18 protein-coding genes and 2 pseudogenes are annotated in these 23,240 nt (G+C 57.9%); 11 read left to right on the forward strand and 9 right to left on the reverse strand.

Annotation, left to right across the window (positions count from 1 at the left end):
* Nucleotides 1-2: 2 nt before the first annotated feature.
* Nucleotides 3-1,232: a patatin-like phospholipase family protein gene (locus CQ13_RS07990; RefSeq protein WP_057842442.1), complete on the forward strand. Its 1,230-nt coding sequence runs from the start codon at nt 3-5 to the stop codon at nt 1,230-1,232.
* 244 nt (nt 1,233-1,476) lie between these two features.
* On the opposite strand, the gene CQ13_RS07995 is transcribed toward CQ13_RS07990, so the two are convergent.
* Nucleotides 1,477-3,180: a DUF262 domain-containing protein gene (locus tag CQ13_RS07995; RefSeq protein WP_057842443.1), complete on the reverse strand. Its 1,704-nt coding sequence runs from the start codon at nt 3,178-3,180 to the stop codon at nt 1,477-1,479.
* A 201-nt stretch (nt 3,181-3,381) separates the two neighbouring features.
* Between CQ13_RS07995 and CQ13_RS08000 the strand changes: the two genes are divergently transcribed.
* From CQ13_RS08000 to mauJ, 7 genes are all read left to right on the forward strand, one after another.
* Nucleotides 3,382-3,990 carry a hypothetical protein gene (locus CQ13_RS08000; RefSeq protein WP_057842444.1) on the forward strand — a complete coding sequence of 203 codons (609 nt, stop codon included), beginning with the start codon at nt 3,382-3,384 and terminating at the stop codon, nt 3,988-3,990.
* Nucleotides 3,990-4,799 carry a hypothetical protein gene (locus CQ13_RS08005; protein WP_057842445.1) on the forward strand — a complete coding sequence of 270 codons (810 nt, stop codon included), beginning with the start codon at nt 3,990-3,992 and terminating at the stop codon, nt 4,797-4,799. The genes CQ13_RS08000 and CQ13_RS08005 overlap by 1 nt, the downstream gene beginning before the upstream one ends.
* A 94-nt stretch (nt 4,800-4,893) precedes the next feature.
* Nucleotides 4,894-5,388, forward strand: coding sequence for a hypothetical protein (locus tag CQ13_RS08010; protein ID WP_057842446.1), 495 nt, complete (start codon nt 4,894-4,896; stop codon nt 5,386-5,388).
* 699 nt (nt 5,389-6,087) lie between these two features.
* The gene (locus tag CQ13_RS08015) at nt 6,088-6,993 is read left to right on the forward strand and encodes a hypothetical protein (protein ID WP_057842447.1); all 906 of its coding nucleotides are present in this window, start codon (nt 6,088-6,090) and stop codon (nt 6,991-6,993) included.
* Complete coding sequence (locus tag CQ13_RS08020; protein WP_057842448.1) at nt 6,990-8,075, forward strand: DUF3800 domain-containing protein; 1,086 nt, start codon at nt 6,990-6,992, stop codon at nt 8,073-8,075. The genes CQ13_RS08015 and CQ13_RS08020 overlap by 4 nt, the downstream gene beginning before the upstream one ends.
* Nucleotides 8,076-8,496: 421 nt before the next feature.
* The gene (locus tag CQ13_RS08025) at nt 8,497-9,885 is read left to right on the forward strand and encodes a hypothetical protein (RefSeq protein WP_057842449.1); all 1,389 of its coding nucleotides are present in this window, start codon (nt 8,497-8,499) and stop codon (nt 9,883-9,885) included.
* Nucleotides 9,886-9,909: 24 nt separating this feature from the next.
* The gene (mauJ, locus tag CQ13_RS08035; protein ID WP_156433568.1) at nt 9,910-11,337 is read left to right on the forward strand and encodes a methylamine utilization protein MauJ; all 1,428 of its coding nucleotides are present in this window, start codon (nt 9,910-9,912) and stop codon (nt 11,335-11,337) included.
* A 100-nt stretch (nt 11,338-11,437) separates the two neighbouring features.
* Here mauJ and CQ13_RS08040 read toward each other — a convergent pair whose 3' ends face one another.
* On the reverse strand, nt 11,438-12,511 hold the full coding sequence (locus CQ13_RS08040; RefSeq protein ID WP_057842452.1) for a UvrD-helicase domain-containing protein: 1,074 nt from the start codon (nt 12,509-12,511) through the stop codon (nt 11,438-11,440).
* On the reverse strand, nt 12,495-14,096 hold the full coding sequence (locus CQ13_RS08045) for an ATP-dependent nuclease (RefSeq protein ID WP_057842453.1): 1,602 nt from the start codon (nt 14,094-14,096) through the stop codon (nt 12,495-12,497). Before CQ13_RS08045 ends, CQ13_RS08040 begins: the two co-directional genes overlap by 17 nt.
* A gap of 356 nt (nt 14,097-14,452) precedes the next feature.
* Here CQ13_RS08045 and CQ13_RS08050 point away from each other — a divergent pair.
* Nucleotides 14,453-14,746: pseudogene (locus CQ13_RS08050) on the forward strand (DUF2130 domain-containing protein); the annotation flags it as partial.
* A gap of 614 nt (nt 14,747-15,360) precedes the next feature.
* Here CQ13_RS08050 and CQ13_RS08055 read toward each other — a convergent pair.
* Both CQ13_RS08055 and CQ13_RS08060 read right to left on the reverse strand, forming a co-directional pair.
* Nucleotides 15,361-16,476 (reverse strand): annotated as a pseudogene (locus CQ13_RS08055) (DUF2130 domain-containing protein); the annotation flags it as partial.
* A 410-nt stretch (nt 16,477-16,886) separates the two neighbouring features.
* On the reverse strand, nt 16,887-17,579 hold the full coding sequence (locus CQ13_RS08060; protein WP_197427273.1) for a helix-turn-helix domain-containing protein: 693 nt from the start codon (nt 17,577-17,579) through the stop codon (nt 16,887-16,889).
* 247 nt (nt 17,580-17,826) lie between these two features.
* On the opposite strand from CQ13_RS08060, the gene CQ13_RS08065 reads away from it, so the two are divergent.
* Nucleotides 17,827-21,120 (forward strand): DEAD/DEAH box helicase, encoded by a 3,294-nt coding sequence (locus CQ13_RS08065; protein WP_057842456.1) that lies wholly within the window; start codon nt 17,827-17,829, stop codon nt 21,118-21,120.
* Between the two features lie 11 nt (nt 21,121-21,131).
* On the opposite strand, the gene CQ13_RS42670 is transcribed toward CQ13_RS08065, so the two are convergent.
* The 4 genes from CQ13_RS42670 to CQ13_RS08080 form a co-directional block, all read right to left on the reverse strand.
* The gene (locus CQ13_RS42670) at nt 21,132-21,284 is read right to left on the reverse strand and encodes a hypothetical protein (protein ID WP_156433569.1); all 153 of its coding nucleotides are present in this window, start codon (nt 21,282-21,284) and stop codon (nt 21,132-21,134) included.
* A gap of 12 nt (nt 21,285-21,296) precedes the next feature.
* Nucleotides 21,297-22,097, reverse strand: coding sequence for an HNH endonuclease (locus CQ13_RS08070; protein WP_057842457.1), 801 nt, complete (start codon nt 22,095-22,097; stop codon nt 21,297-21,299).
* Entirely contained in the window at nt 22,094-22,240 is a 147-nt protein-coding gene (locus tag CQ13_RS44290; RefSeq protein WP_197427274.1) for a hypothetical protein, read from the reverse strand. The genes CQ13_RS08070 and CQ13_RS44290 overlap by 4 nt, the downstream gene beginning before the upstream one ends.
* A 299-nt stretch (nt 22,241-22,539) precedes the next feature.
* Nucleotides 22,540-22,761, reverse strand: a complete 222-nt coding sequence (locus CQ13_RS08080) for a helix-turn-helix domain-containing protein (RefSeq protein WP_312010565.1) — start codon at nt 22,759-22,761, stop codon at nt 22,540-22,542.
* Between CQ13_RS08080 and CQ13_RS08085 the strand changes: the two genes are divergently transcribed.
* The gene (locus CQ13_RS08085) at nt 22,748-23,239 is read left to right on the forward strand and encodes a hypothetical protein (protein WP_156433570.1); all 492 of its coding nucleotides are present in this window, start codon (nt 22,748-22,750) and stop codon (nt 23,237-23,239) included. The two genes, CQ13_RS08080 and CQ13_RS08085, sit on opposite strands and share 14 nt — an antisense overlap.
* The last annotated feature ends 1 nt before the right edge of the window (nt 23,240 follow it).

The following is a 23,240-nucleotide window of genomic DNA, read 5'->3' on the forward strand; positions in this document are numbered from 1 at the left end:
GGATGGAAGAAGCGATCTCGCCCAAAATCGGATTGGCTCTCTCGGGGGGCGGCGCCCGGGCGATGGCGTTCCATCTCGGTTGCCTGAGAGCGCTCGATCGGCTCGGACTGCTGCATCGGATCGACGTCCTTTCCACCGTATCCGGCGGCAGCGTCATCGGTGTCTTCTTCCACGCGCACGAGGGCGACTTCGCTTCGTTCGAAGCGAAGATGCGGGAGGTTCTGTCTCAAGGCCTCGCCAAGCGCATGTGCCGGAAACTGTTCAGCCCGCTCGGCCTCAGGGTGACCGCAGCCTTCGCGCTGATCGGCGCCGTGGCCGTCGTGGTGGCACTGATCAGGACGATAGTCGGCTTACTCAAACTGATAACGCCTTCGTCGCTCGCGCTGCATTTCGAATCCTTCGACGTCAGGTCGCCCCTTCACCGCTTCGCGAGTCGAGCCAGTCTGCTCGAAGCGGTGCTGGACGAGCTGCTTTTCGGCGGTGCTTCGATGAGTGACCTGCGGCCCAAACCTCATCTGGTCGTCAATGCCACCGAGCTCAGAACCGGTTCGGCCTTCCGGTTCGGAACCAAGCAATCGGGCTCTTGGCGTTGGGGCAAGTTGCATCAAAACGACGTCTCGGTCGCGTACGCCGTCGCCGCGTCGGCTGCCTACCCGCTGTTTCTTCCGGCCTTCGACGAAACATTCACGTTCGACGACAAGGGAACCCTACGAACCGAGCGCGTGGTTCTGACGGACGGCGGGATCTACGACAATCTGGGTCTCGGCTGCCTCTGGCCCGATCGCTCGCCGGACGTCAGCCTGAACGTGACGCCGGTCGATACGATCATCTGTTGCTCAGCGGGATACGGCTTGCGGCAAGAGCCTCCGAGCCAGTTCTTGCTAGCGCGGATGTCGAGCGTCTTCAGCGCGCTATTCGACCGCACGCAGAACGCCTCGATCCACCGACTGCACGAGGTGCAACGGACCGGGCAGATCAAGCACTTCATTTTTCCCTATCTCGGCCAACCCGACCGGAATCTTCCAAATCCACCGGCTGATCTGGTGCGCCGCGAAGAAGCGCACGCCTATCCGACGAACTTCAACGCAATGACTTCCGACTGGATAGAACGCCTGAGTTTGCGCGGCGAGCAGCTGACGCTCTGCCTGGCGCGAGCCTACCTTCCTCATCTGATCACGTCACGTTGCGGCGGCTCCCATGGAACGGAATCTGCATGCGACCAGGCTGGGTGACGAGACCTATAGCTTCGGCATAGTCAGCGGCCGCCCACCGAGACAGTCGTGGTTAGAGAATCCGAGTGAAACATCAGTAAATTTCGTTATCAGTAGGCCCACCTGTCAACACTGATAAGCTTTTGCTCGAAAGCTTATCAGTCGGCAGATGGTTCCCGCGAGCATCCGGCATCGTGCAACGGCTATGACGATGTCACTTCACTAATAGCCTCGTTGGGCCAATTGCGACCTTGGGCCAGCGCTTCTAGTGCCCCCGAACCATCTCGGCTCTCTTGCGAAGGAACGACTCGTAGTCAGCGCGTATCTTGCTTTCTCGCTCCGCTGTCGACGAGATGGCTGCATATCCACCCACGTTCAATTCATCGAAGGGGACAACGTGAGACCGCAGCCTGTCGCGGACGACCGCCTCCCCTAGGTCAGCCCGGTCGATTCTTTCGGCCAGATACTTCAATGGCTCTTTGGCGGAAATGTTTCGATTGGTGTTCATGGTGATAAGGACGCAGTTTAACGCACGGCTGCGCTCTTTCTCGTGCAGATGACCGTCGTCGCGAAGTAGTGAGTCCGGGAACAGGTGATGGTATTCACGGTTTTTCAGCCGTTCGCGTGTCGCCTGATTACCGTCGGCAATATCGAAGGCGCCAGCTTTTATCGACAGACCAAGTATCGCCCGCGCAAGAGTCTCCTTGCGCTTAGGCCACCCCGCGTCAATCAGCTCTTCAATTGACGGCAGCGCGTACTCAGTCTCGCTGAAGATCGGGGCAGCATTCCGGAGTCCCTTCTTCAGCAAGAAGTCCCGGAGCGCGCGGTAATCCTGCAGCGACCTGGTGGACGAAGCGTTTTCATAACGCGATGTAATAAAAGAGCGCCACAGATACGCACGTATCACGCCGCGTGCGTTACCGTGCTCATCAAGCGCCTTGGGCAGGTCCCGGTGGAGCGCAGCGAGAACCGGGATAACCGTAACGGTGGGAAGCCGCTGATCATCATAAATTCCCTCTTCTTCGAGTACCTGGACAGCCCATTTGATGCCTGCAGCGATCTCCTCCCAGGTCGCATCGACACTGGACAGGTCAAGCTGGAAGAAACTGGCCTGACCAGGGGTCTTGTCAGCGCGCAAGGCTGCGGTCTGAAGCGCAATCTGTTCCGGCGAAGCATAACTTTCCAGAGAGGGGCACTTCTCCCGCAGATCAATCATGAGAGCGTGCATCGACTTTCCGGACCGCGCCTCAAATTGCGCGACGATAATGTCGAACGCATTCAGCGGCACAGCCGACGTGTTCATCTTGACGAAAACGTCGAGGGCAGTTGCTGCTTTGGTCCCCGCATCCAGTACAAGCATCGGCAGGTTGAACCGCTTCATCTTGTCCTGGAGGTCACGCAACGCGTTTTCGAGCCCGCGGCTTGCCTGCAGATCACCTTTGACGGCCTCGTCACACCAATCCTGCCGCCGGGCCGAGACGTCCGATGGCTGAAGCAAGGACACTGGCGCGAGCCCGCGCAAGTAAACCTCGACCGTATTGTCCGCCCACAAGGGAAGACTCCGGCCATCCTTGCTCGTCCAACGCTTGACCCGGACCAGTCGCGATGGAAGCACCCCGTCTTCATCAGGCTCAGGCTCATTGAGCTGCACGAAGAACGTGACGTCGGGATAAGAGTCGTGGAGGCTGCGCCAAAGCGCTGTGAGGCGTTGTTGACCATCCAGAAGATGCTCGGTGCATCGCTCGACCGGCGCGGGCGCGCCTGCAAGCGGTCGAGTCATAAACGGCTCTTTTTCTCCGATTTCGAGCACAAGGGTCGAGCCGATCGGCAGCTCGCGCAAAATCGAGTCGATGAGCGAGGCGACGTTGTCGTAGTCCCACGCCTCAAACCGCTGGAATCTGGGCAGCCGCACCTGCCCGGATCGGACCCTGTTGAACCAGGTCTCAATGTTTCTGTCTCTCGCTTCCATGGCGGCCCCCACAATCTCCGATGGTTACCAGAAAAAAGACCCGTCGACAGAGATATCATCCGCGCCAGCGACAACTCCATAAACAAACTTGTTTACATAAGCAACTTGACTATTTCCGCGAAGTAATGGAAATACACCACTCAGTTCTCGGAGCACAATGTTGTCATGACCAATGTTTATAGGTCACCAGAAAAGGTAACAATGAAGGGCGCCTTATTCGGCGCGGCGATCTCGGCTCTGGAGAAAGACGGCTGGAAGGTTGCGAGGGTGACGGGAAGCGGGAAATCTAGCGTCCGCCGGATCACCAGGGGCAAGGACAGCAAGGTCGTCTCGATCCGCACCACTCAGGATCGCTCGATCGCATTCCCCCGGATAGAGGGCGACAAGAGCTGGCGCACACTTGATGAGGTTGATGCCGTGGTCGCCGCCTCGGTCGACGACAAGGAAAACCCTCAGTGCGCGAACATTCACCTGCTGCCCGGCGATGAAATGCGCGACCGCTTCAACCGGACTTACCAGGCCAGGCTGAAAGCAGGCCACACAATTCCGATCGGCCGCGGTGTCTGGCTTTCGCTGTATGCGGACGAGAGCACCAACCCCGTCCATCACGTCGGTGCCGGCGCCGGCAACAAGTACCCGCCGTTTGCCAAGGTGCCGCTTGACGCCGCAGCGCTGATCTCGGCCGAGAGCGAGGTTGACGAAGAGGAATCCAAGGCGGACGAAGGCCTGACAATTGCAGAAGCCAAGCGCCGCCTGGGCATCACGTTTGGTGTCGACCCCTCCAGCATCAAGATCATTGTCGAGGGCTGATGAGCGCACTGATCGATGTGTGGGATACCGGCACCTTCGATCAGGAGCTGATGGCAACACTGGTCGCGAACAAGCAGCTGATCCACGATTACCTCACGACAGATCGCCGGCAGTTCGAGGAGCGTGAGGCCGCTGACCGCTGGATGCCGCACGCAACCAACCCGTATGCCAGTGATTACATGGCTTTCGTGGAGGCGGTTGGCCAGGACATCATGCAATCGTGCACAATCCGAGCCTGGCACTACACGCGACTGGTCGATGATGAGGTCCGCATCATTCAGGAGAACGGCATCTATCCAGGAACGCTGGAAACGCTGAAGCTGAGACTCGGCGCGCTGGTAACAGCGGGATTGATAACAACCGCCGACGCAAAGGCTCTCTACGCCGCGAGCCCATGCCATCATCCCGAGCAGAAACCTGGTCGGCTGGGTAAATTCTGGCTGGCATCCGATCCCATCGCTACGGACGATGGTGGCGTTGAACTTTTGCTCGGCAACTGGGGCGGCGATGCGACGTATTTCTGGCTTGATGATCCACGGTTGGAAAAGCTCGTCTCAGAGATCGGCCGCCCGCGCACCCTCGAAATTGCAGTACCGATCGCCAGCACGCCCCATTGCTACCGAGCTGGCAAGGCTGTGGTGGCCGCCTACGCGCGCACACTAGGCTGCCGACCTGATCGTGGCGCTTTCGATCTCTACTCGACGACGCCGCTTGGCCCCGCATCCGTTCTCGCTATACACAGCGCGGGCGATAAAAGCTTTCTGGCGATGGCTCAAGGTTATCCTGCCCGATTTCTGCTTGACCGGTGACGCCTGAACAATGGCCAGATTGGTAGCAGCTGCTCGCCCTTGAATTGCTCAAAAGGGACCGTATCTGATCTGGTCCAGGGAAACGGAGCCGCGCATGAGCTGGGTAAGCTATTACGGGGACATCACCGAACGCCAGGTTCAGAACGGCGCCCGAGTCATATTTGAAAACTACACGCATCTGGCCAGGCACAACAACAACAACAAGCTCAGTCCGAAGGGCAAGGAGCTTGCCGAGACGGCTGAATTTCTTGAGATGTCGCGCGAAAAATTCATCGCGCTGCGGCAGTGGATGCAGGAGATATCCAAAACAAGCCGCGAACGCCTGGCGCAGGAAGAGACGCTTGTCTACGCATTGAACGAATCTAGAGACCGCGTGCTGGCTGCCCAGTACGTATCAACGGGCGAAGCTGCTGAGATTAGCAGGGCCGTGCCGGGTGATCTCTTAAGTCTCGATGACTCGTATGGCGGCCTGCTCGTAAGCGGCCGCTATGTTTTCGTTTCCGATTTAGTAGTTCAGGAAGGTCTGAGGAAATACGAGCCTGATGATGCGCTGCTGAACGGCCTCATCACCGAACGCCTCGCCGCTTAGATAGGTCTTCGGTGTACGGCCTACGCCTGCGGTAGCCGCAAGCAGCTGAAGCTATTCCGTCGCTAGCTGATAACCGTTTACCACTATCCGTCTCAGAACTGATTAGCTTTCTGCGAAACCTTATCAGTCCGCCGACTGACTCCATTTGCGACCAAACCTTATCAGTTGGCTAACTGACTCCGTTTGTTCGGAAACAACAGAGTCGCTTCGGCCGCTATAAGCTTAGAAATGGACATGATGCCCGCGGAATCCCGCTCGCTAGGGTTTGCGATAAGTGCGAGGAAGAGAAGCTCTCCGGTTATCGGCCGGAGGTTTTGAACAACCCTAACTACGAAGCTGACGAACCTATCGACGGTGATGAGTGATGCTTCGCAACTGGTATCGCTGCAACGGTGACCACATCATGGCAGTGGACTCCCTAGAAGCCAGGGAGCCGGTGCCGTAGCGCGAGCAGTCATCAGGAGAGATGTGGAGGCGGCGCGGAGCGGCTAGATGCCTTGCCCGCGCGAGGGCCGGAAGCCCTTAGCGATTCAATGGATGAAAGCGAGCGGCTCGCCGCTCACCGCACGGCTTGTGCGAAGGATTGAAGCCGGGTGGCCGGGGCGCCTTCGCAGCCCGGTTCACGAAAGCCAGCTCCGCGGGAGCGGACGCGCCGAAAACCCTCTGCTATAAGGCGTGAAAGCAGAAAGAGCCCCGCGCATGTTGCCTTTTATCGTCGCCCAGAAGCTCGATCAGGGAGTGACTAACCCCATCGTCGCGCGCCTCACCTTGCAGAATTTCGAGATATTGCAGAACTGCGCGATTTCGAAGGAGAAGGCGGAGAAAATTCAGAGCCTCTATCTGAATGACCTCACGCCAAAACTGCTGCGCTGTAGGCAGATCCTCGACAAACTTCGCGCGGAATCCGAAAAGCGCGCGGCCTCGCACAAAACACCCGGCAAAGGCGCGGTTTCCGTGACGCTGCCCCAGGTCATGCAGCTTGAGGAAGAATGCCGTAGTTATCTTTATGAGGCGAAGAACTTCCTGCGTGATCTGCTCCAGGTCTTCAATCTCCTGTTCGGAACCAGCTTCGAGGAAGCGAGCGAATGGACGATGCCGAAAAAGCCGCGCCCGTCCGTGATCGCTTATGCGGAGGCAAACTTCCAGGCTCAGCCCGATCATATCCGCTACTTAAAACAGCTTCCGGCCTGCACTGCGCCTTTTGTCTGGATGCGAAACGCGGTGGAGCACCCCGGCGGGCATAGCGGCACTCTTGTCATCCGGAACTTTCGTTTCGAGCCGGACGGCACGCTCACGGCTCCCGACTGGCGGCGCGACAAGGACGGCACGACCGAATACGGGCCGATTTCCATCGTCGAGGACATGCGGATCAGCGTTGAGAATTTTCTTATCCTCGCAGAAGATGTCCTGGTCATGTGGGCCGTGGATCACGCCGCGATCCCCGGCCTCATCGAGATGAGTGTCATACCGGAGAAGGCACGCAACCCGGCCTGTCCCATCAAGTATAAGATGAGCCTACGGCAAGGCGCCCTCGGCGGGCTTGCTAACCAGGCGTCCCAGCCCTCGGCTGGCGGAGGCGTTCAAGCCGGGGACACCCGCGCGTGAAAACATACTATGTCGACGAGACCGGCTTCACCGGGGAAGATCTACTCGCGGAAGATCAACCGATCTTCGTTCAGGCAACCAACAACTTCACTTCGGACGAGGCGGACGCGCTGATTGCTTCATGCTTTGGCGGCATCGGGAGCGCGGAACTCAAATACAACCGCCTCGCGCGGGGTGGCCGCCACCACGACAGGATCGTCGCGTTCATTCGCGCCTTGGCAAATGATCCGCTTCGTGTCGGCGCCTGGGTCGCGCATAAGGAGTATGCGCTCATGACGCTGGTCGTCGACTGGTGGATGGAGCCGCTGGCGTACCGGCACGGTCTCAACCTCTACAAGGATGGAGGAAACCATGCGATGGCGAATATGCTCTATTCGTGCCTTGAGGGGTTTTGGTCGCCCGCCTTCCGAAGAAAGCTGCTGCTTCACTTCCAGCGCATGTTCCGAACGCGGACAATGGAGCGCTATGAGGAATGCCGCCTGCTCGTAGAGAAGGAAAAGCGGAGAGTGAGCGGCGACCGCGAGGAAATCCTGCGCTACTTTTCGCTATCGTTCCTCCTGCTGGGCTTCGAGCACGTAACCAATGTTCCAGAGCGGGTCCTCGACATCGCCCTTACCGGTCTCATCCAGATCGGTCATTCATGGAACGGACGGCAACCCGGCCCGTGGACGCTGGTACATGATCAGTCATCGAACATGGCTAAACAAAAATGGATTTGGGACGCGTACTCGGCCAGCAGCTTGCCACCGGCACGTTTTGAGGCTCCCGGCGTAACCGCGCAGTTTCCCATGAACGTGACCCAGACGCGTTTCGGCGACTCGCTGCAAGAAAAACAACTTCAGATTTGCGACGTGCTGGCGGGCGCCTGTTCGGCATACCTTCGCTTCGGCCGCAACGATGTACAGGACCATGCCTATCGTGAGCGGCTGCATGAAGCAGGCATTGATACCCTTATCCTCGCGGGTCTCTGGCCTAGTACGGACGTAACCCCGGAGAGCCTCGGACGAAAAGGCTGGGACGGCAATATCGCGCTGGAGTGGCTAACCGAAAATATGCGAGCGAAAGCACCGATAAAACCATAGGGCATCGCTAGGCCATCGTAGACGGCTGCTTCTGGCAGCACAGGCGAATCACCTGAGCGATGGGTGCTAGGATTGACCGAGCCGCTCGGCTTCGTCGGGCGGCAGGTTATTCAAACGGCCTTTAAAGGCCCTTCAAAGCCCTTTCAAAAGCATCCATGCTCAAAAAGCCGCGTGTGGTTGACGACCGGCAGAAAACGGGGGACAAAAAGAAATCCCCCCGCGACGCAGTTCTAAAGGCTCTTAATGGAGAATTGCGCGATGCGTGAGCCAAGGTTCGGAGTCAGTCTGTGGGGACTCAGGATTAGTGCCGTCGGCGCGCTGGCGGTTTGCGCCGCTGTATTGATCTTTTTTGCGGCTCTGGTGGCATGGCGCTTCTAGCCGGCCCATGATGCCAAGTAGGTAAAACATCCGAAGGTGTTGCATGCCGAAAATCGAGAGTGGAAAGCCGCTGCACTGCGTCGAGCTCGTTACGGGCAAAAGCCTTACGGGAACGGTCTTGATCTCGGAAGACGAACTCCGCGCCGACATCTACAGCTATACCGGTCATTTTCACATCAATGGCGAGCAACCGGTCTTTCTTCAAACCGAGAGGAATGAAATCGTCTCCCTGCATTCCAACGTCACGACGATTCCAGGCACGAGTTCGCGCAACATCGCGCCGCTGCGAGAAGCGCGTAGGCAAGAAATTCTCTCGAACGTTGCCGTCGTGGGCCATGATTCGTGGCAAGCCGAGGATGGGGTCAAGCGGGTCTCTTTCCAGGTGAAGCACACGAACCAATTGATGCGCCACGAGAGCAAGGTCAAAGCGATCGGCCGTGCCCGGTTCCCGACAGAAGAGCACCTCACGATCTTCAACGATGCCGCCCAAGGCATGAGGGTTCGCGCATGGTATGGCGCGACCTATGGCATGGAGTTCGAAGGGCCGAAAGAGCTCTGGACGATGTTCGGACTCGAATTCGATGAGCCCCAAGGTATCCGGGATTACATCGGACACGTATCGGACTATGTGAACTTTCTGTCGTTCTGCTTTGGCGTTCAGCTCAAGCCGTCGTCCATCCGGATCGATCGCCTTTCCTTCGCGCAGATGATGGAGGCCATCGAAAAGCACGAATATCCTGGCGACCACGAAGTTCACTATATTTGGCCGGAAGCAGAGGCCGACAACCGCGATCTCTGGGTCGGCGGCTCGCCAGTGCGATGCTGGGACGATAAAGAGCTCGCCTCCTTCCGGGAGTGCCTCATTGCATGGATGAACCGGGCGGCGGCATGGCGGCGGCCGAACGCGCTCATGATGACGAGCTTCGGCTTGAAGAACGTTGTCTCATCGGAGCGTCTGCTCAACGCGTGCCGCTGGTTTGAAGATATCCCGATCGCGAAAGCGCAACCCGTGCTGTCCGGGTCGGATGTCAACGCGATCGCGGCCGTCGCCGCCGCGAAAGCGCAAGAACTCGGTCATGAAGCCGCCATCGGCGAGCGGGTCGCGGGCGCGATCCGGTGGATCAGGGCGGAAACAGCCGAACAGCAGTTCAGCCGTCTCGTCGGCCTGTTCGAACGAAAGTTCGGCAAAGGTGTCGTGCCAGACGAGGCCGTCGAGCACCTTAAGCGCGCCACCTACTTCAGAGGCAAAAGCGCTCATGGCCATTTCAATCCGGAGAGCGATGCCCAATTCCGAGCCTTTTCAAAATCCACGCGGGCGATGGAGTCGCTTTGCTATCTCTTGACGGCGCTCGAGCTGCCGATTTCCGAAGAGGGACGTTCACGGGTCGGGTCGAATTCCGTGCTCCGGGACTATCGCATGGCCTATGACTAGAGTGCCAACGGAAAGAGAGTTGCGATGTATGCCAAGAATCTTGCCCGTATCCTAGGCCTCCTCTGTCAGAACAGCGATGTCTCGCACAGCACGCCGCAGGAGCTCGATGAACGTTTCGACTCCCTGCGCCGGTACGGCCGGCTCCCGCGCGGACGCGAGCGTCGTGAGGAGAAACTCTCTCACCAACACATTGCCGCTGCCGTTTTTGGGCTCGTCCCAACGCATCCCGGCTGGGCGGGGCATGTGGCCATCGTCCTGGGCGGACTACGCCCCGTAGGAGGCTCCGGCGCGTCCTTTTTCGAAGCAGAGACCATTAGCGACGTTGTCGCCACGCTCCTGACAAACGAAGAAGCCCGGAAGAGCTTCATCCGCATGACGCTGACCGTCGCCGAGACCGGCATCAACAGCAATGGCGGGGCGGAAGTCGTTTATCAGCGCGACGGGCAAAAGCGCCAAGCGCATTTCGTGCAAAAGGAAGCCGTTTCGCTTCTATCGGCCGGGAGCGAGGTCGGTTTCGACCCGGACCGCCAAATGAATGCGCCCGCAATGCGCGCGATGGCGTTTACGAATGAGTTCTTCCGCCGCCTCGCGCAGGAATGTGAGCTCGCCGAGCGCTTTCCCGCGCCTGTCGAGGGCGATGGCTCGGAATACGATGCCGAAGACGCCGAGCGGAAACGCTACCAGAAACTCGGCGTGCGCAATAATTCCCACTTCCTTCATATCGGGGTCGATAACCAGGTCACATGGCCCAAAGAGGAGCGGCTTATCACCTTCGACCAATACCAGCTGGTTCTCATGCCGAAGACCAAGGAGCATGTGCAATCGGTGCACATCGATCTCGTGGCCAACCGTGTCGACGAGCGAACGGCGATGACGGTCATCAATCGCTTCCTTAGCGTGATGGCATGGTGCGACGATAATTTTGCAATCGCAGGATTCGGCTGGTCGGGGAATCCCGTCCCGGTTCCGGTAACCAAGCGCGACCTCGCCTTCACGACGGCGCATGAATACATCTTCGACCGGAAGATACCGGGCTCCGAGGAAGCGCGGCGCGCGCTCGCACTCTTCCGGGAAGCGCGCAATGCCCAACAAAACGGATTCGTCAGCTACGCGGTGCTGAACTACTACAAAATTATCGAGATCCGGAATCCTGGCAAGGAGGCGGCGCGCAAATGGTTTCTCGCTAATTTCGAGGCGTTGCGCGCCACCTCGAGGAACAACGTTGACATTAGCCGCTTCCTCGCTTTGTGTGGCAACGAACCGCCACACAAATACATTCACGATTCCTGCCGCATTGCGGTGGCGCATGCAGGCAAGCACTCAAAGTCCGATCCCGACGATGCTCACGAGATTGTTCGCCTGCACACGGCCGCCCGCGTCATGCACCTGCTGGCACGCCGCTTCATCGAGCAGGAATTTGCGATTTCGGACGTGATGTACTCGAGCGATTGACCGCAGTCTTCTAGGGAAAGCCCGGCGCGAAGCGGAAGCGGCCATAGGCACAACACCGAGATAAGGTCGACCGACGCGTCGGCAAAATGGACTTCTAATCTCAAGGTTGGAAGATGGAGATACCCGGCACGGCAACGTCGCCATCATGGATAAATGCCACGCTTTGGAAGGCTCGCGTAATCCCGACGTAAACTTCATCTGCGGAGCCCGCGACATGAGCCGGATTGCCGGTCGTCAGCCATTTTGTGATTCCACCATAGGGCACGATCAACACCCGCTCGAAACCCAAGCCCTTTACCATGCCAAAATTCTCGGCTTCGAGACCCGCGCCGAAACGGCGATCTAACCGGAGAAGCTGTGGCGCGTGGCGCCTTCGGTATTCATCGACATCCACCCGACGAACCGCAAACACGCCGTCATGCGCCGTTTGCCGCTCGTTCTTGGATTCTGCTGTGGGAAGATCAGGAAAAATCATATCGGCAACGTCGCAGATGGCCTGAATGCAGCGGCGGCTCTTGGCCAGAAAAGTCACGTCACATAAACCCGCCTTCTTCCAGGCTTCGGCCTTTACTAGGAAGCCGCGCCCGCAGAATTTCTTATTCTTCGGGGCGTAACTCGTGCGATAGGTCGATTGCCGAACGTCACCAACCAGGGTGACCCCGATGGGCGAGCGAAACAACGCTTCGAGCACGTCGATATCGAATCCGGCAAGATCTTGGACTTCGTCCACGAAAATATGAGCGTACATGTCCTTGAGGCGGGCCAGCACCCGTCCGCCGCTCGCCGTATTGCACAGCAGAGCAAATTCCCCGAGGCGGTCGGAATAGACCTCATTGTCGCGATCACAGTAGTACCCGGCGACGTCGGTTTTCTTGACATAGGTGCGCGTGGCTCCTTTGGCAAAGTGGACGCCGGCAATTCTCTCATCGTGGACGCAGCCCTGGTAGGGACGCGCCAATTCATGCAAAACGAAGGTGTACCAAGGATACACCGTTATTTCAGGCGGGATGCATCCATTTAGCTGGATGATCTTTCGATTGATTTCCTCGACGTTCTTGAGCGTAAACGTCGTGATCGCCACCTTCCGCGGGCGCATGGCGAGCGCGTCTGTGACGATCTCAGTCGTCTTGCCTGCCCCGGCAGAAGCGAGGACGACCTTATTCGACGGCGGCATTGATGTAGCCGGGAAACGCCAAAGTTTCGCTTGTATCAAATAACTTGAGCGCAACGTCCGTCTTGTTGGCCGGCTTGGTCATATAGGCGATCAGTTCTTCCGATGTCCCGTAGGAAGTCCCCAATATCCCGTTGAGGGTCCCGAGGTTATTCGCCTTGAGCATCTGCGGCTCCAGCGTCGGATAGGCCTCATCGGTATCGTAGCGGATGCTGATCGGTCCGGGGGCCAGGTAGTCCGCGTACTTGGCCTTGAGGGCAGCCACATCGCCGTCGTTATCCGTCACAACATCCGTTTTGATGCCCAGCCGTTTCGCGATCTCAAGAAAACGCTTGAACGCGAGCCCTTTGACGGAAATGACGTCGACGCCCTTTTCAAGCGGACTCGCACCGTGCTTGGCATGAAATGCCTTCTGGACGATGAGTTCGTCTGACGGGCCTTCGACGAGAATGCTTCTTTTGCTCAAGAGCAGCCGTAGCGTGTCGTGCCCCGGCAGTTTCTTGAAATATTCATAAGTATCTTGGGAAAGGTCATTCAAACGGATGGACACGCCATCTCTGAATAGAATGACGTTGTTTATGCCAAGCTTGTTCAGGACAAAGCTAGAATGCGTCGTAATGATAAGCTGGCGGGCGCCCGCCTTCTTCGTGATGGCATTGATTAGCCCATGAAGGCGCGGGTATGACAGGTGGTTTTCGGGCTCCTCGATCAGGAAGACATTGGCCCCCGAGCCGTTCTCAAGCGCGAGCTTGATTTTGACGGTATTTTGCTCGCCCTTGCCGACAAGCGTGATCGGTACGTCATCCAGGCTCGGCATCACAGCCGCTTCCCATCCTCCGCGCGCCGTGGGATCAAGCGTCATCGTGAGAGTCTTTTCGGATATCTCGCCGTGCCGCTCGGCGAGCTTCTCGTTGATCTGCTGGATACTGTCGTCGCCAAGAAACAGCTCCCTGAGCTTTCGGTAAGCAACCGATAGCTGGACCTGCTCCTTCGTCGGCAGCGCTTCGCGGATTAGGCCGGTGACGTAGCGATTGGCCCCGGTTACTGTCGTAATCCGGCTTGCATCCACGATAACCGGAGATAGCGGGATATGGCGCGGCAGAACGGCCTTGCGCGCGAATGAGTAACAAACGGCCTGGTAGTATTCGACCGGGATGGAGCGGACGTCTTTCGGCTTCGCGATGTAATTGACGTACGCGTCCTTGTAAGCGTCGTTGAACCCGATGGAGTAAATGATGCCCGAGGCCTCCGCTGGCTTCTCGGAATGATTATCGCCCCTGAATTCGGCAAGCCCCGGGATATCGCTGAAGAACAATTCGATCGTAATGCTCGGAAGCAGCGCGGGCTTGCCTTCGTGGAGGGCGAACAAATAGGCGCGTGTCGCTTGCATGGAAAAGAGAAACGGATGCAGCTCTTGGGCGATCGGCCGCCCGTTCAGCGACCCTGTCAGCGCGAGGCTGATGGCTTCAAGAAGGGTCGATTTTCCGGCTTCGTTGTCGCCGACGAGAATATTCAGGCCGTCCTGGAAGGTGATATCGCAGTGCGCGAGCGAACGGTAGTTCCTAATCTTGGCCTTCGTGATGTGCATATGGATGTAGTACCCCCTTCGCTCCCCTGACGGAGAGTGTCGGACGAACCGGACACATGCAACCCCTACGCGAGCCCGCGCACCTCTAATTTAGTTGCTTGCCCCACCGGGGAATGGCCTGAGACGCTCCGGCGGCCCGGTTCACGAATGTCCACGGCAACGCCACAAGCGCCCCAAGCAATCTTTCACAAGCGAATACATACAAGCGCGGCTAGTCGGGTGCGGGACCGGTCGGGAGGACCCAATCGTGACCAGCTTACTCCTTGAGCCTTGCAAGGAGCTTTTCCTAACACAGAGCGCATCGATGCACCGCGCTCATGATCCGAAGATGATCGGCCACGACCCAAAGCGGAAAAGCGCAGAATATCGACATCACCCAGTTCGAAAACCAGTTGGAGACGTTCAAAACCGGGTTCGCCAAGAACTACGACCTGGCCTCCCGAAACTTCCAGACGGCGATCACCGAGATTGATAAATCTATCGATCATCTGCAGAAGACGAAGGATGCGTTGATCGGGGCGGACCGCAATCTGCGCCTTGCGAATGACAAGGCGCAGGACGTGACGATCAAAAAGCTGACCCGGGGCAACCCCACGATGGCGGCGAAATTTGCGGAGCTCAAAAGCCATACCGCTGAAGCTGCGGAGTAAATCCTAGGCCAGGTCAGGCAGAACATACCGTGACGTAACATGGTGTGATCACATTTACGATTTAAGGTTCGGCGCCGGAAGGCCGGCGCTGAATCGAAGATATGGCCGAGCCAGGCGACGGATTAACGCGAGCGACCGTGCAATTAAAAGGGCTGCGTAGAGATTGCGAGTGACCAATAAATGGTCGCAACGGACCTATTCTGGCACTGATAAGGTTTCTAACAAAGGCTTATCAGTGAATGTGGCCAGGTTCGATGCTTCTCGGGCGCGCCATCCTCGCGAACGTGTTGTGGTCCCAAAGAGCCCGCTATCGGAGGCAAAAAACTTGCAATTATCGAATATTCCTGGCGTTTCGCACGATGCCGCCGGTAATCTCTATCCGATCATTTCGGATATGCCGCCGTGCGGTTCTGAGGCCGAGCCGATCAACGAGCGCTTCGGGAAGCTGGCACACACGAGGTCTACCGCGTAGCCTGCAATCTCGTGAACGGCTTGCCGCTGCGCTACCTGAATGACGAGTCCCGTCGCGACGAGAAGGCCGCTTCGCGATGAGGATGCATTGAGAGGTCTTCCCGATCTCCGACCTAGGCAGAACGCATCAATGATCCGTGAGGTTTAACGAGCGCCAGCTCGGTCCGGTACTTCAGGGAATTTAGAGAGGCGTTCCGCAGCAGCGTGATCATCGGCAGGAAGAACTGCGGCCGAATGACATACATCTTCGGATAACGGTGGAAGACGTCGACGATACCCGTGTTGTATAGTTCGCTGTCGGGTTCGAGCAACGAGACCAGGATGGCATATTCGCAGCCCTTCTCGGTGCGATCCCGGTCAAGTTCCTTGAGGAAGTCCTCGTTCTTACTCTTCGTCGCGGTTCTATCGCTCTCGTTCTTCATCTCGAACATGATCGAGATGATCTCGGTGCCAGCCTCGTCCGAGTCGCGGAAAATGTAATCGCCCTTGCTGCCGGTCCGGGCGTCGTTGTCTTTCTCAAAATAGGCTCGCGGAAACGCCATCGACCGCACCCGGTTGAACTCGGTCTCGCAGTGCTGCTCAAGGGTCTCACCAACCATCTTGGTTGAGAGACGGGCCTTCATATCTTTGAGGCGCTCGATCGCGTCATCACGATCCTTGATCTGGGTTTCATACTTGTCCTTGAGCGATTGCTCAGAGAGTTGCTTTTCAAGCTGTATCTGCTTGATGCCGTTTTTCAGTTCATCGCGCTCTTTCTCGATGGCACCGACGGCTTCGGTCACGGCGAGCTTTTTCTCCAGCTCGACGGCCTGGAGCTTAGCCTTCAGCTGTTGGATTTCCTCTTCTTTGGCAGCCGAGATCTTGTGCAGCTCGCCGGCCAGGAGTGCCTCGGCAAGCTCTGATGCAGCTTTCTTCTCCCGTTCCGCTTGCGCGAGCGCGTTCGCCAGCGTGTCGCGCTCCTTTTCGACCGCACTGAGTGCTTCGGTAACCGCGAGCTTCTGAGAGACCTCACTCGCCTCCAGCTTGGACTTCAACTCGTGGATTTCGGTGTCCTTGGCAGCCGCGGTCTTCTGCAAATCGCCGCTGACCTGGGCTTTGGCCAATTCAACAGCGCTCAGCTTGTCGCGCTCGGCCAATTCCAGCCGTTCGTGGAGCTGCTGTGCGAAATCGGCATCACGGACCTGCTTTAGGATATCCGCGTAACCTGACTCATCGACCTTGAAGGCCTTGGCACAGTGGGGACAGATGATCTCGTGCATGGTTCCTGTCCGGATCTGGGCGGCTGCTGTTGTCATTCAAGCAAAGGCTAGCGCCGGCAGAATCGCCCTACCGCCATTAGAACAAAATTAGAACAAGGAAATTTGGAGGGTCAAGTCGGAAGCAGCGATTTTGGGCATTATGACCTGGGAATCCCCCGGTTTCCGATGAAGCCCGCGGCTTCAGTCGAACTGGCAGGTGAAGACTCCGAGGGCCCTTGGAATGTGCGTGTGGTCTGTTGCGGCATGAATTCCGGCCCTATCACACGACCCAGCCGGACAGGATAGGCCGACACCAAGGAAAGAATGCCGAGATTGAACCGCAAAACTCAGTCACACCTTGTCCGGACGCCAAACCCGACGTCTGGAAAGCGCTTTCCATAACTTGCTTGGCGGCTTGCCCCCCGCCTCCGCTAGAAAAGCTTGGTCTTGCGCGGCACATAGAGGTGTTCGAGCTTTTTGGTCGCCGGGACGACCACCAGGTAGCTCAGGGTCATCGACATCGGAGTCTTGTCGGCCCAGTTCTCACCAACGAATTTGCGGTCATACTTGGCCGTGTAGACGATGGCGCCCTCGGCCTTCAGGGCTTTGAGCATATCATCGAGCTCGTTGGCGAATGTCAGGCTGCTGGCGGCGGAGAGATCATCGAGCTCGCCTACGTCGCGCACATAGTCGGCGAACGTGGCGGCGATTTCCTTGGTCTCGCGGTTGAGATCAGGGCTTATGTCGAACAAGGCCGCGTCGTTGCCCTGGGCGAACCGGATGGCTTCCTCTCCAGAGCTGACGAGCTGCGCCGCGAGGCGCGTCTGGTCGGGATGCTGGTCATCGACCTGCTTCTGCTGGATGACCCTCAGGTCATCGAAGAAGCCAAGCACTGTCGCGGCAAACTTCGGATCGTCGAAGATGTCCTGGTCGCCGTATCCCAGCGCCTTGGCCAGACTGCGGCGCGAGCCGATCTGGACAGTCTCGCCGGCCTCGAAGCGTTGCACAGTCCGCACGGTGATGCCGGCGGCCTCGGCCAGCGCCTCTTGCGATAGATGCTGGGCTTCGCGAACACAGCGCGCCCAGAGGCCCAGAAGTTTGGGGTCAAGCAAAGTGGTTGTCATGAAGTCCTCCTGTGCGAACAACATAGGCGCGCGCGGCGAGGTCGAACACGACAGAATGCCGACAATTGGCCGACACTCCACGTAACCAGCTGACTAAATTGATTATTTTCAGGCTACCACGCGACTGCGGTCGCGCACCTTCCACAGCCTGAGGATGCTCGTTCGCCCGCACTCCCTTTCCGGTGTATTCTATCGCCGGGGAATCGGAAATGGCTGAGGAAAGCAGTCTCGGGGCTGCCAACATATTATGAGTTTATTTAGAAAATGGACGCGGCCTGTCCGGCTGCTGGCCACGCCTGAACGTCGGCTGAGCGCCGGGAAAAACACCATCACTCAGAGCGCTTTTCAGCAAGCGGTGGTTTCGGCCGACTTTTTCGAATCGCAGCATTCCGGGCACGACCTCATCAAAACGAAGCTGAGCGCTCCCTTCGATGAGATGCTGGTGCGCTTTCCGAAGGTGCACCGTGTCACCACTCCCCTGCCCGTGCTGACCGCTGTGGACCCCGAAGACTACAAGCAGTCATCCTCTCCGCTCGAATTGACATGGGACCGGCTTGGCGCCCTGGAGACGTGGGCCGATAGCCCCGAAAAGGTGCTGGATTCCTGGCGAAACCGCTTCATTTTCGCCGTCGAGGATCTCGACCACGGCCATCCCGGTTTGCGTCTGCCGCAGATCGGCGCCCTGCACGCCATCGCGGCGCACTTCTCAGTGGGCAGGGAGTTCGAGCCCGCCACCGTCGTCCTGCCCACGGGAACGGGCAAGACCGAGACCATGCTTGCCGACCTCGTGTACCGACGCGAGCGCAAAATGCTCGTCCTGGTGCCAAGTTCGATCCTGCGAAACCAGATCGGCGCCAAGTTCTCGACCCTGGGCGTGTTACCTGCCGCTGGCGCCATACCCGTTGAAGTTGCTCGGCCGTTCGTGACCAAGATTACGAAGGGCATCAGCACGGTGGGCCACGCCGAGGCCATCGTGAATGCATCGAACGTCATCATCGCCACTCCCGACATCCTGAAGGCATCGGCCCCTGACGCGCTGCGCCGGCTGCTGGAAGGCTGTTCGACACTGGTCGTCGATGAAGCCCATCACATCACCGCGGCGACCTGGAGCGAGGTGCGGGACCGCTTCACAGCGAAGAAGATAATCCAGTTCACCGCGACACCATTCCGTCGCGATGAAAGGAAGGTCGACGGCAAGATCATTTTCAATTTCAAGCTCGGCGATGCGCAGGAGGCGGGCTACTACCGCCCCATCAACCTCAGAAGTGTCGAAGAGTATGGCGACCAATCGACGCGCGATCAGAAGATCGTCGCCGAAGCCGTTGCCGTCCTGAGACGTGACCGGAAGGAGCTGGGCCTGGACCACTTGCTGATGGCGCGGACCCGGACCAAGGAACGCGCTGAGGAAGTGTGGAAGCACTACCGCAAGCTCGCACCGGAAATGAAGCCCGTGCTGGTCTATTCGGGCCCCGGCCGCAAGACGGGGAACGCAAAGTCGATGGCGCAGCTTTATGACCGGGGCGTCAACGGGTCCAGGATCGTCGTCTGCGTCGACATGCTGGGCGAAGGCGTAGACCTTCCGAACCTAAAGATTGCTGCCTTGCACGATACCCACAAGTCCTTGGCCGTCACGCTGCAGTTCATTGGCCGCATCACCCGCAAAGGCGACGACAAGACGATCGGTGAGGCCACCGTTGTCACCAACATCGCCGACCCCGAGGCCGAAAGAAAGCTGGGCGACCTTTACGCGGAAGGAGCCGACTGGGACAAAATCATCAAGCGGCTCAGCGAGGAACGGATCGAGCAAGAACTGCGGCTCCAGGATGTCGTGGCTGGGCTCAAAAGCAAAGGCACCCTCCACAATCAGCTGTCGCTCTGGAACCTGCGGCCCCGCTTCTCTACTCAGATCTACCGCACACGCTGCCTGGCCTTGTCGCCGACCCTTTACACGCAAGTGCTGAAATCAAGGGACGAGAGCTGGTACGCACTGGACGAAGCCCAAAACCTGATGGTGGCGGTCGTCCACCGTGAAGAGCCGGTGGACTGGGGCAATTATCAAACCCTTGAGGAGACCAACTACTACCTCCTGGTGATGCGGTGGGACCAAGCAAACCAGGCCCTGTTCATCTACGCGAGTGACTACGAAGCCTTGCGCACCGAGCAGCTGGCCGCGATCGTGACCGGCGACAACACCCGCTTGCTCTCCGGCACGCCGATATTCCAGATTCTCAACAACGTGGAGCTACCACTGGCCAAGAGCCTGGGGTCGTCGCGCGTCGGCGCGATCAGTTTCACGTCCTACTTCGGACCAAACGTCACGGAGGGCCTGGCCAGCATTGAGAAGGCGGAGTCCGAGCTGAACAACATCGCCTGTATTGGGTATGAGAACGGCGATCGCGTGCTGTGGGGCGGTGCCAAGCGCAAAGGCAAGGTCTGGCAGCAGCGGGCCGGCACCCTCGCCGAATGGGTGGAATGGTGCGGCAGGACCTGGCAGAAAGTCTCCGCGGAGAAGGCATCCGCGCCCAACATCACCGAAGACTTTCTGAGGCCGTTGCGGCTGACATCACCGCACAACTCCTATCCGATCGCAATCGAGTGGGGAGAGCACGCCCAGAATGCCTTTTCGGATCAGTTCGTGTTTTTCGGCACGACGAGCATTCCGTTGTACCTGGTCGATCTGGAGGTTGCCGCGGTCCAGCAGGATGGGTCGATCGATATCCGGCTCTCGTCAGAGACGTTGAGCGCTACCTACCGGTTGAGCATTTCGAACTGCTTTCCGGCCGGCTACCGACATACGAAGGTCTCGGGGCCAGATGTCGGCTTCAAAAAGAAAAACAAGGAGGTCGTGCCGCTCGACGAGCATCTCGCGGTCGATCCATTTGTCGTAAGGTACGCTGATGGGACCTACTCCTACAATTGCTATCACATCCCGACCAGCCTGAACGCAGGCCGTTTCCCAGCAGCGCGACTCGAAACCTGGCCCTGGAAGAATATCCCGCTGAACCGGGAATCCATGGGCAAATCCCGCGACGCCAACACCATCCAGCATTACGCCTTCCAACGCCTCAAGGCCGATTTTGACCTGGTCTTCAACGACGACGGTTCGGGTGAAGCAGCCGACCTCGTCGGCCTGAAAGAGGCTGACGAGAAGACCATCCGCCTCTGCCTCATTCATTGCAAAAACGCCTACAAGGGCGTCATTTCGCAGGATATCCAGAATTTTTATGTGCTTTGCGGACAGGCGCAGAAAAGTGTGACTGTCAAGCACCACGGGATGTTGCGGCTCTACAATGATCTCAAGCGCCGCCACGAACTCTGGATGAAGGATGGCCACACGCGCTTCCTCAAAGGCGACATCAAGCAGTTAGCCTATTTCAGGGACAAATCCCGTCGCGCAACGGTCGAGTTTGAAGTCATCATCGCGCAGCCGGGTGCATCTGCAGCTGCTCTCAACGATGATGCGCTGCTGCTCCTCGGGACGACGGAGTTATACCTGAAGAAAACAGCGGCTGCGAGTTTGCGCGTCATTGTTTCGCCTTAGCGCGCCTCCGGTCAGGCTATGCCCCTGCTGACCCGGGCAATCGACCCAATCAGCTCGGCACCACCGCAAGCCCGGAATTGCACCGATACCGGATCCTTGTCGCGCAGAAACAGCTCCATGGCCGTCCCCAGCTTGCGCCGTGCTACGTCAAGCTTGGCAAGCATTGCGCGCATCTCTCACACAGTCGCCTTCAGGCGACGTGCTTCTACTATTTTGACTTTGGCCATCATTTCGGCTTCCATTTCATCGCGGCGCTCCCCAAAGTGAACCTCGCGGTGCTCACCAGGGCAGATGGCAATGACATTGGTCATCCTGTCGGCGCCGTCGTTTGCTAGGGCCAGAATATGATGGCACTCCAGGTATCGCGCCCCGTTCGCACACTTGAAGCCCAGCTTTCCGCAAAACTCGCACTTCCCAGCGGCTCGCATTCGAACAGCTTCCCTGACCTGTGGATCACGCGCATATCGCTTACCGGTATAGTTGGTATACGCCGGGTCGTCGGTTCCGAGGTCGTCAATGGCATCGTCGAACGCAACGCTATCCAATCCTGCTAAACGTCGCCTGCGTTCAGCCGATGGCATGAATACGCCGAGATGTTTCCAGGCACTCTCACCACTTTTGTCCTTCAATTGCTCCAGCGCCAAAGCGATTGCTTTGAAGTCTGCGTTGGTAAAAGTGTGCCCTAATGAACGCTTGATGATGCCTTCCCTTATTCCTGGCTCGATATAATCGGCGGTCCAAGCATTCGGGTTGACCTTGTTATTCGAATCCAACACCGTGACGAGCGCGAGCAGCGGCACGTCCGCTAAGGCTGCTGCAGCATCTAGCAAGTTACACACCTGCGCTATGGCGCGAGCGTGATTTCTGGGCCGCCCAATGCTTTCGGCTGCGGTCTGATAAGTAAGAAACTGATGGGAAGCTGCGGCGGAAACAATGACCGGCAGAAGCATGCGGGCAGTCTCGTATTGCTTGGTCATGCCACCTTGTCCTCCTTGTCAGCACCACGCATGACGATCTTCAACGCGTCATCCGGCAACGGTCGCTGCAGAGCCTTCGCCTCGTCCCACAGGGCGTGCATCCAGACGTCCCGCTCCTCGTCGGTGGTCAGGATGACCGGCATCGGTTTCCTGTGCCACCCCTTTGATTGACTAAGCCAACGATTTTCATGTGCCCACCCTAACGTCAATCAAAACATCGGGCCAAACGCGAACTGATAAGCTTTCTCTCAAAACCTTATCAGTGCCAAAACCGACTGCGTTCATCGGCGACAGTTATGATCGAAGTGATCTCCCGGTAATTGTCTCCACAAAACGAGAATATTCGCGAACAAGGTTGGAGACTTTTGGCGCGCGCCAGTTCCTTAGAAACTGCTCGCTCCGCTGCGCCGGATCCACGATCCCCGCCCGCACGCGGCTCAAATCATCGCTTTAGTAGGTCGCCCGCGTCCACGCCCAGCGCCTTTGCAAGCTTGCCAAGCATGGTAACCGAAGCACTGTAGGTGCTGGTCTCCAGCTGGCTGATATAGCTTCGATCTACCTTCGCTCGAAATGAGAGTTCCTCCTGGCTCCAGCCTTTTTCATGCCGAAGCCGCCGAAGGTTCTTTGCAACAATGTCTCGCATTCCGTCCATGAAAGACGGCATGCTTCTTGTTGAGCATACTCCTCAATTGAGTATACTCAACAAAGAGAATTGCAGAGGCAGTATCCGTATGAATGGTCTTGAGATAGTACGGCTAGAGCCGTTCGCGGAAGTTGCGGGGGATACCTATCGATTTGGATACCGTCTCGCCGGAGTCAGCGATTGCGTCTCAACGGTCGAACTGCCTATCCAAATCGTAGAGCAAACGGTGCTGACGAGAGCTTCGTTAACCGTGAGGATTTGCCCGGACGGAACGGTAATTCCACTGTTGTTACATGCTGCGGGCACCACCCTAGTTCCGTCGACCAACGTCGAGTCGCTCGACGTTCTAGTTCAAAGAGCCGTAAATACTGAAAATCTTCGGATGGAAGAAGCGACTGTTTCAGACCTAAATGCCCTCCTGCAGCGACTTGAGTGTTCTATCAGTCTCGTGAAGAATGCCATCAGCCAGATATCAAGCGAACCGATCACTCCGGTCTAGA

The sequence above is a fragment of the Bradyrhizobium retamae genome (genome assembly GCF_001440415.1).
GTDB lineage: Bacteria > Pseudomonadota > Alphaproteobacteria > Rhizobiales > Xanthobacteraceae > Bradyrhizobium > Bradyrhizobium retamae.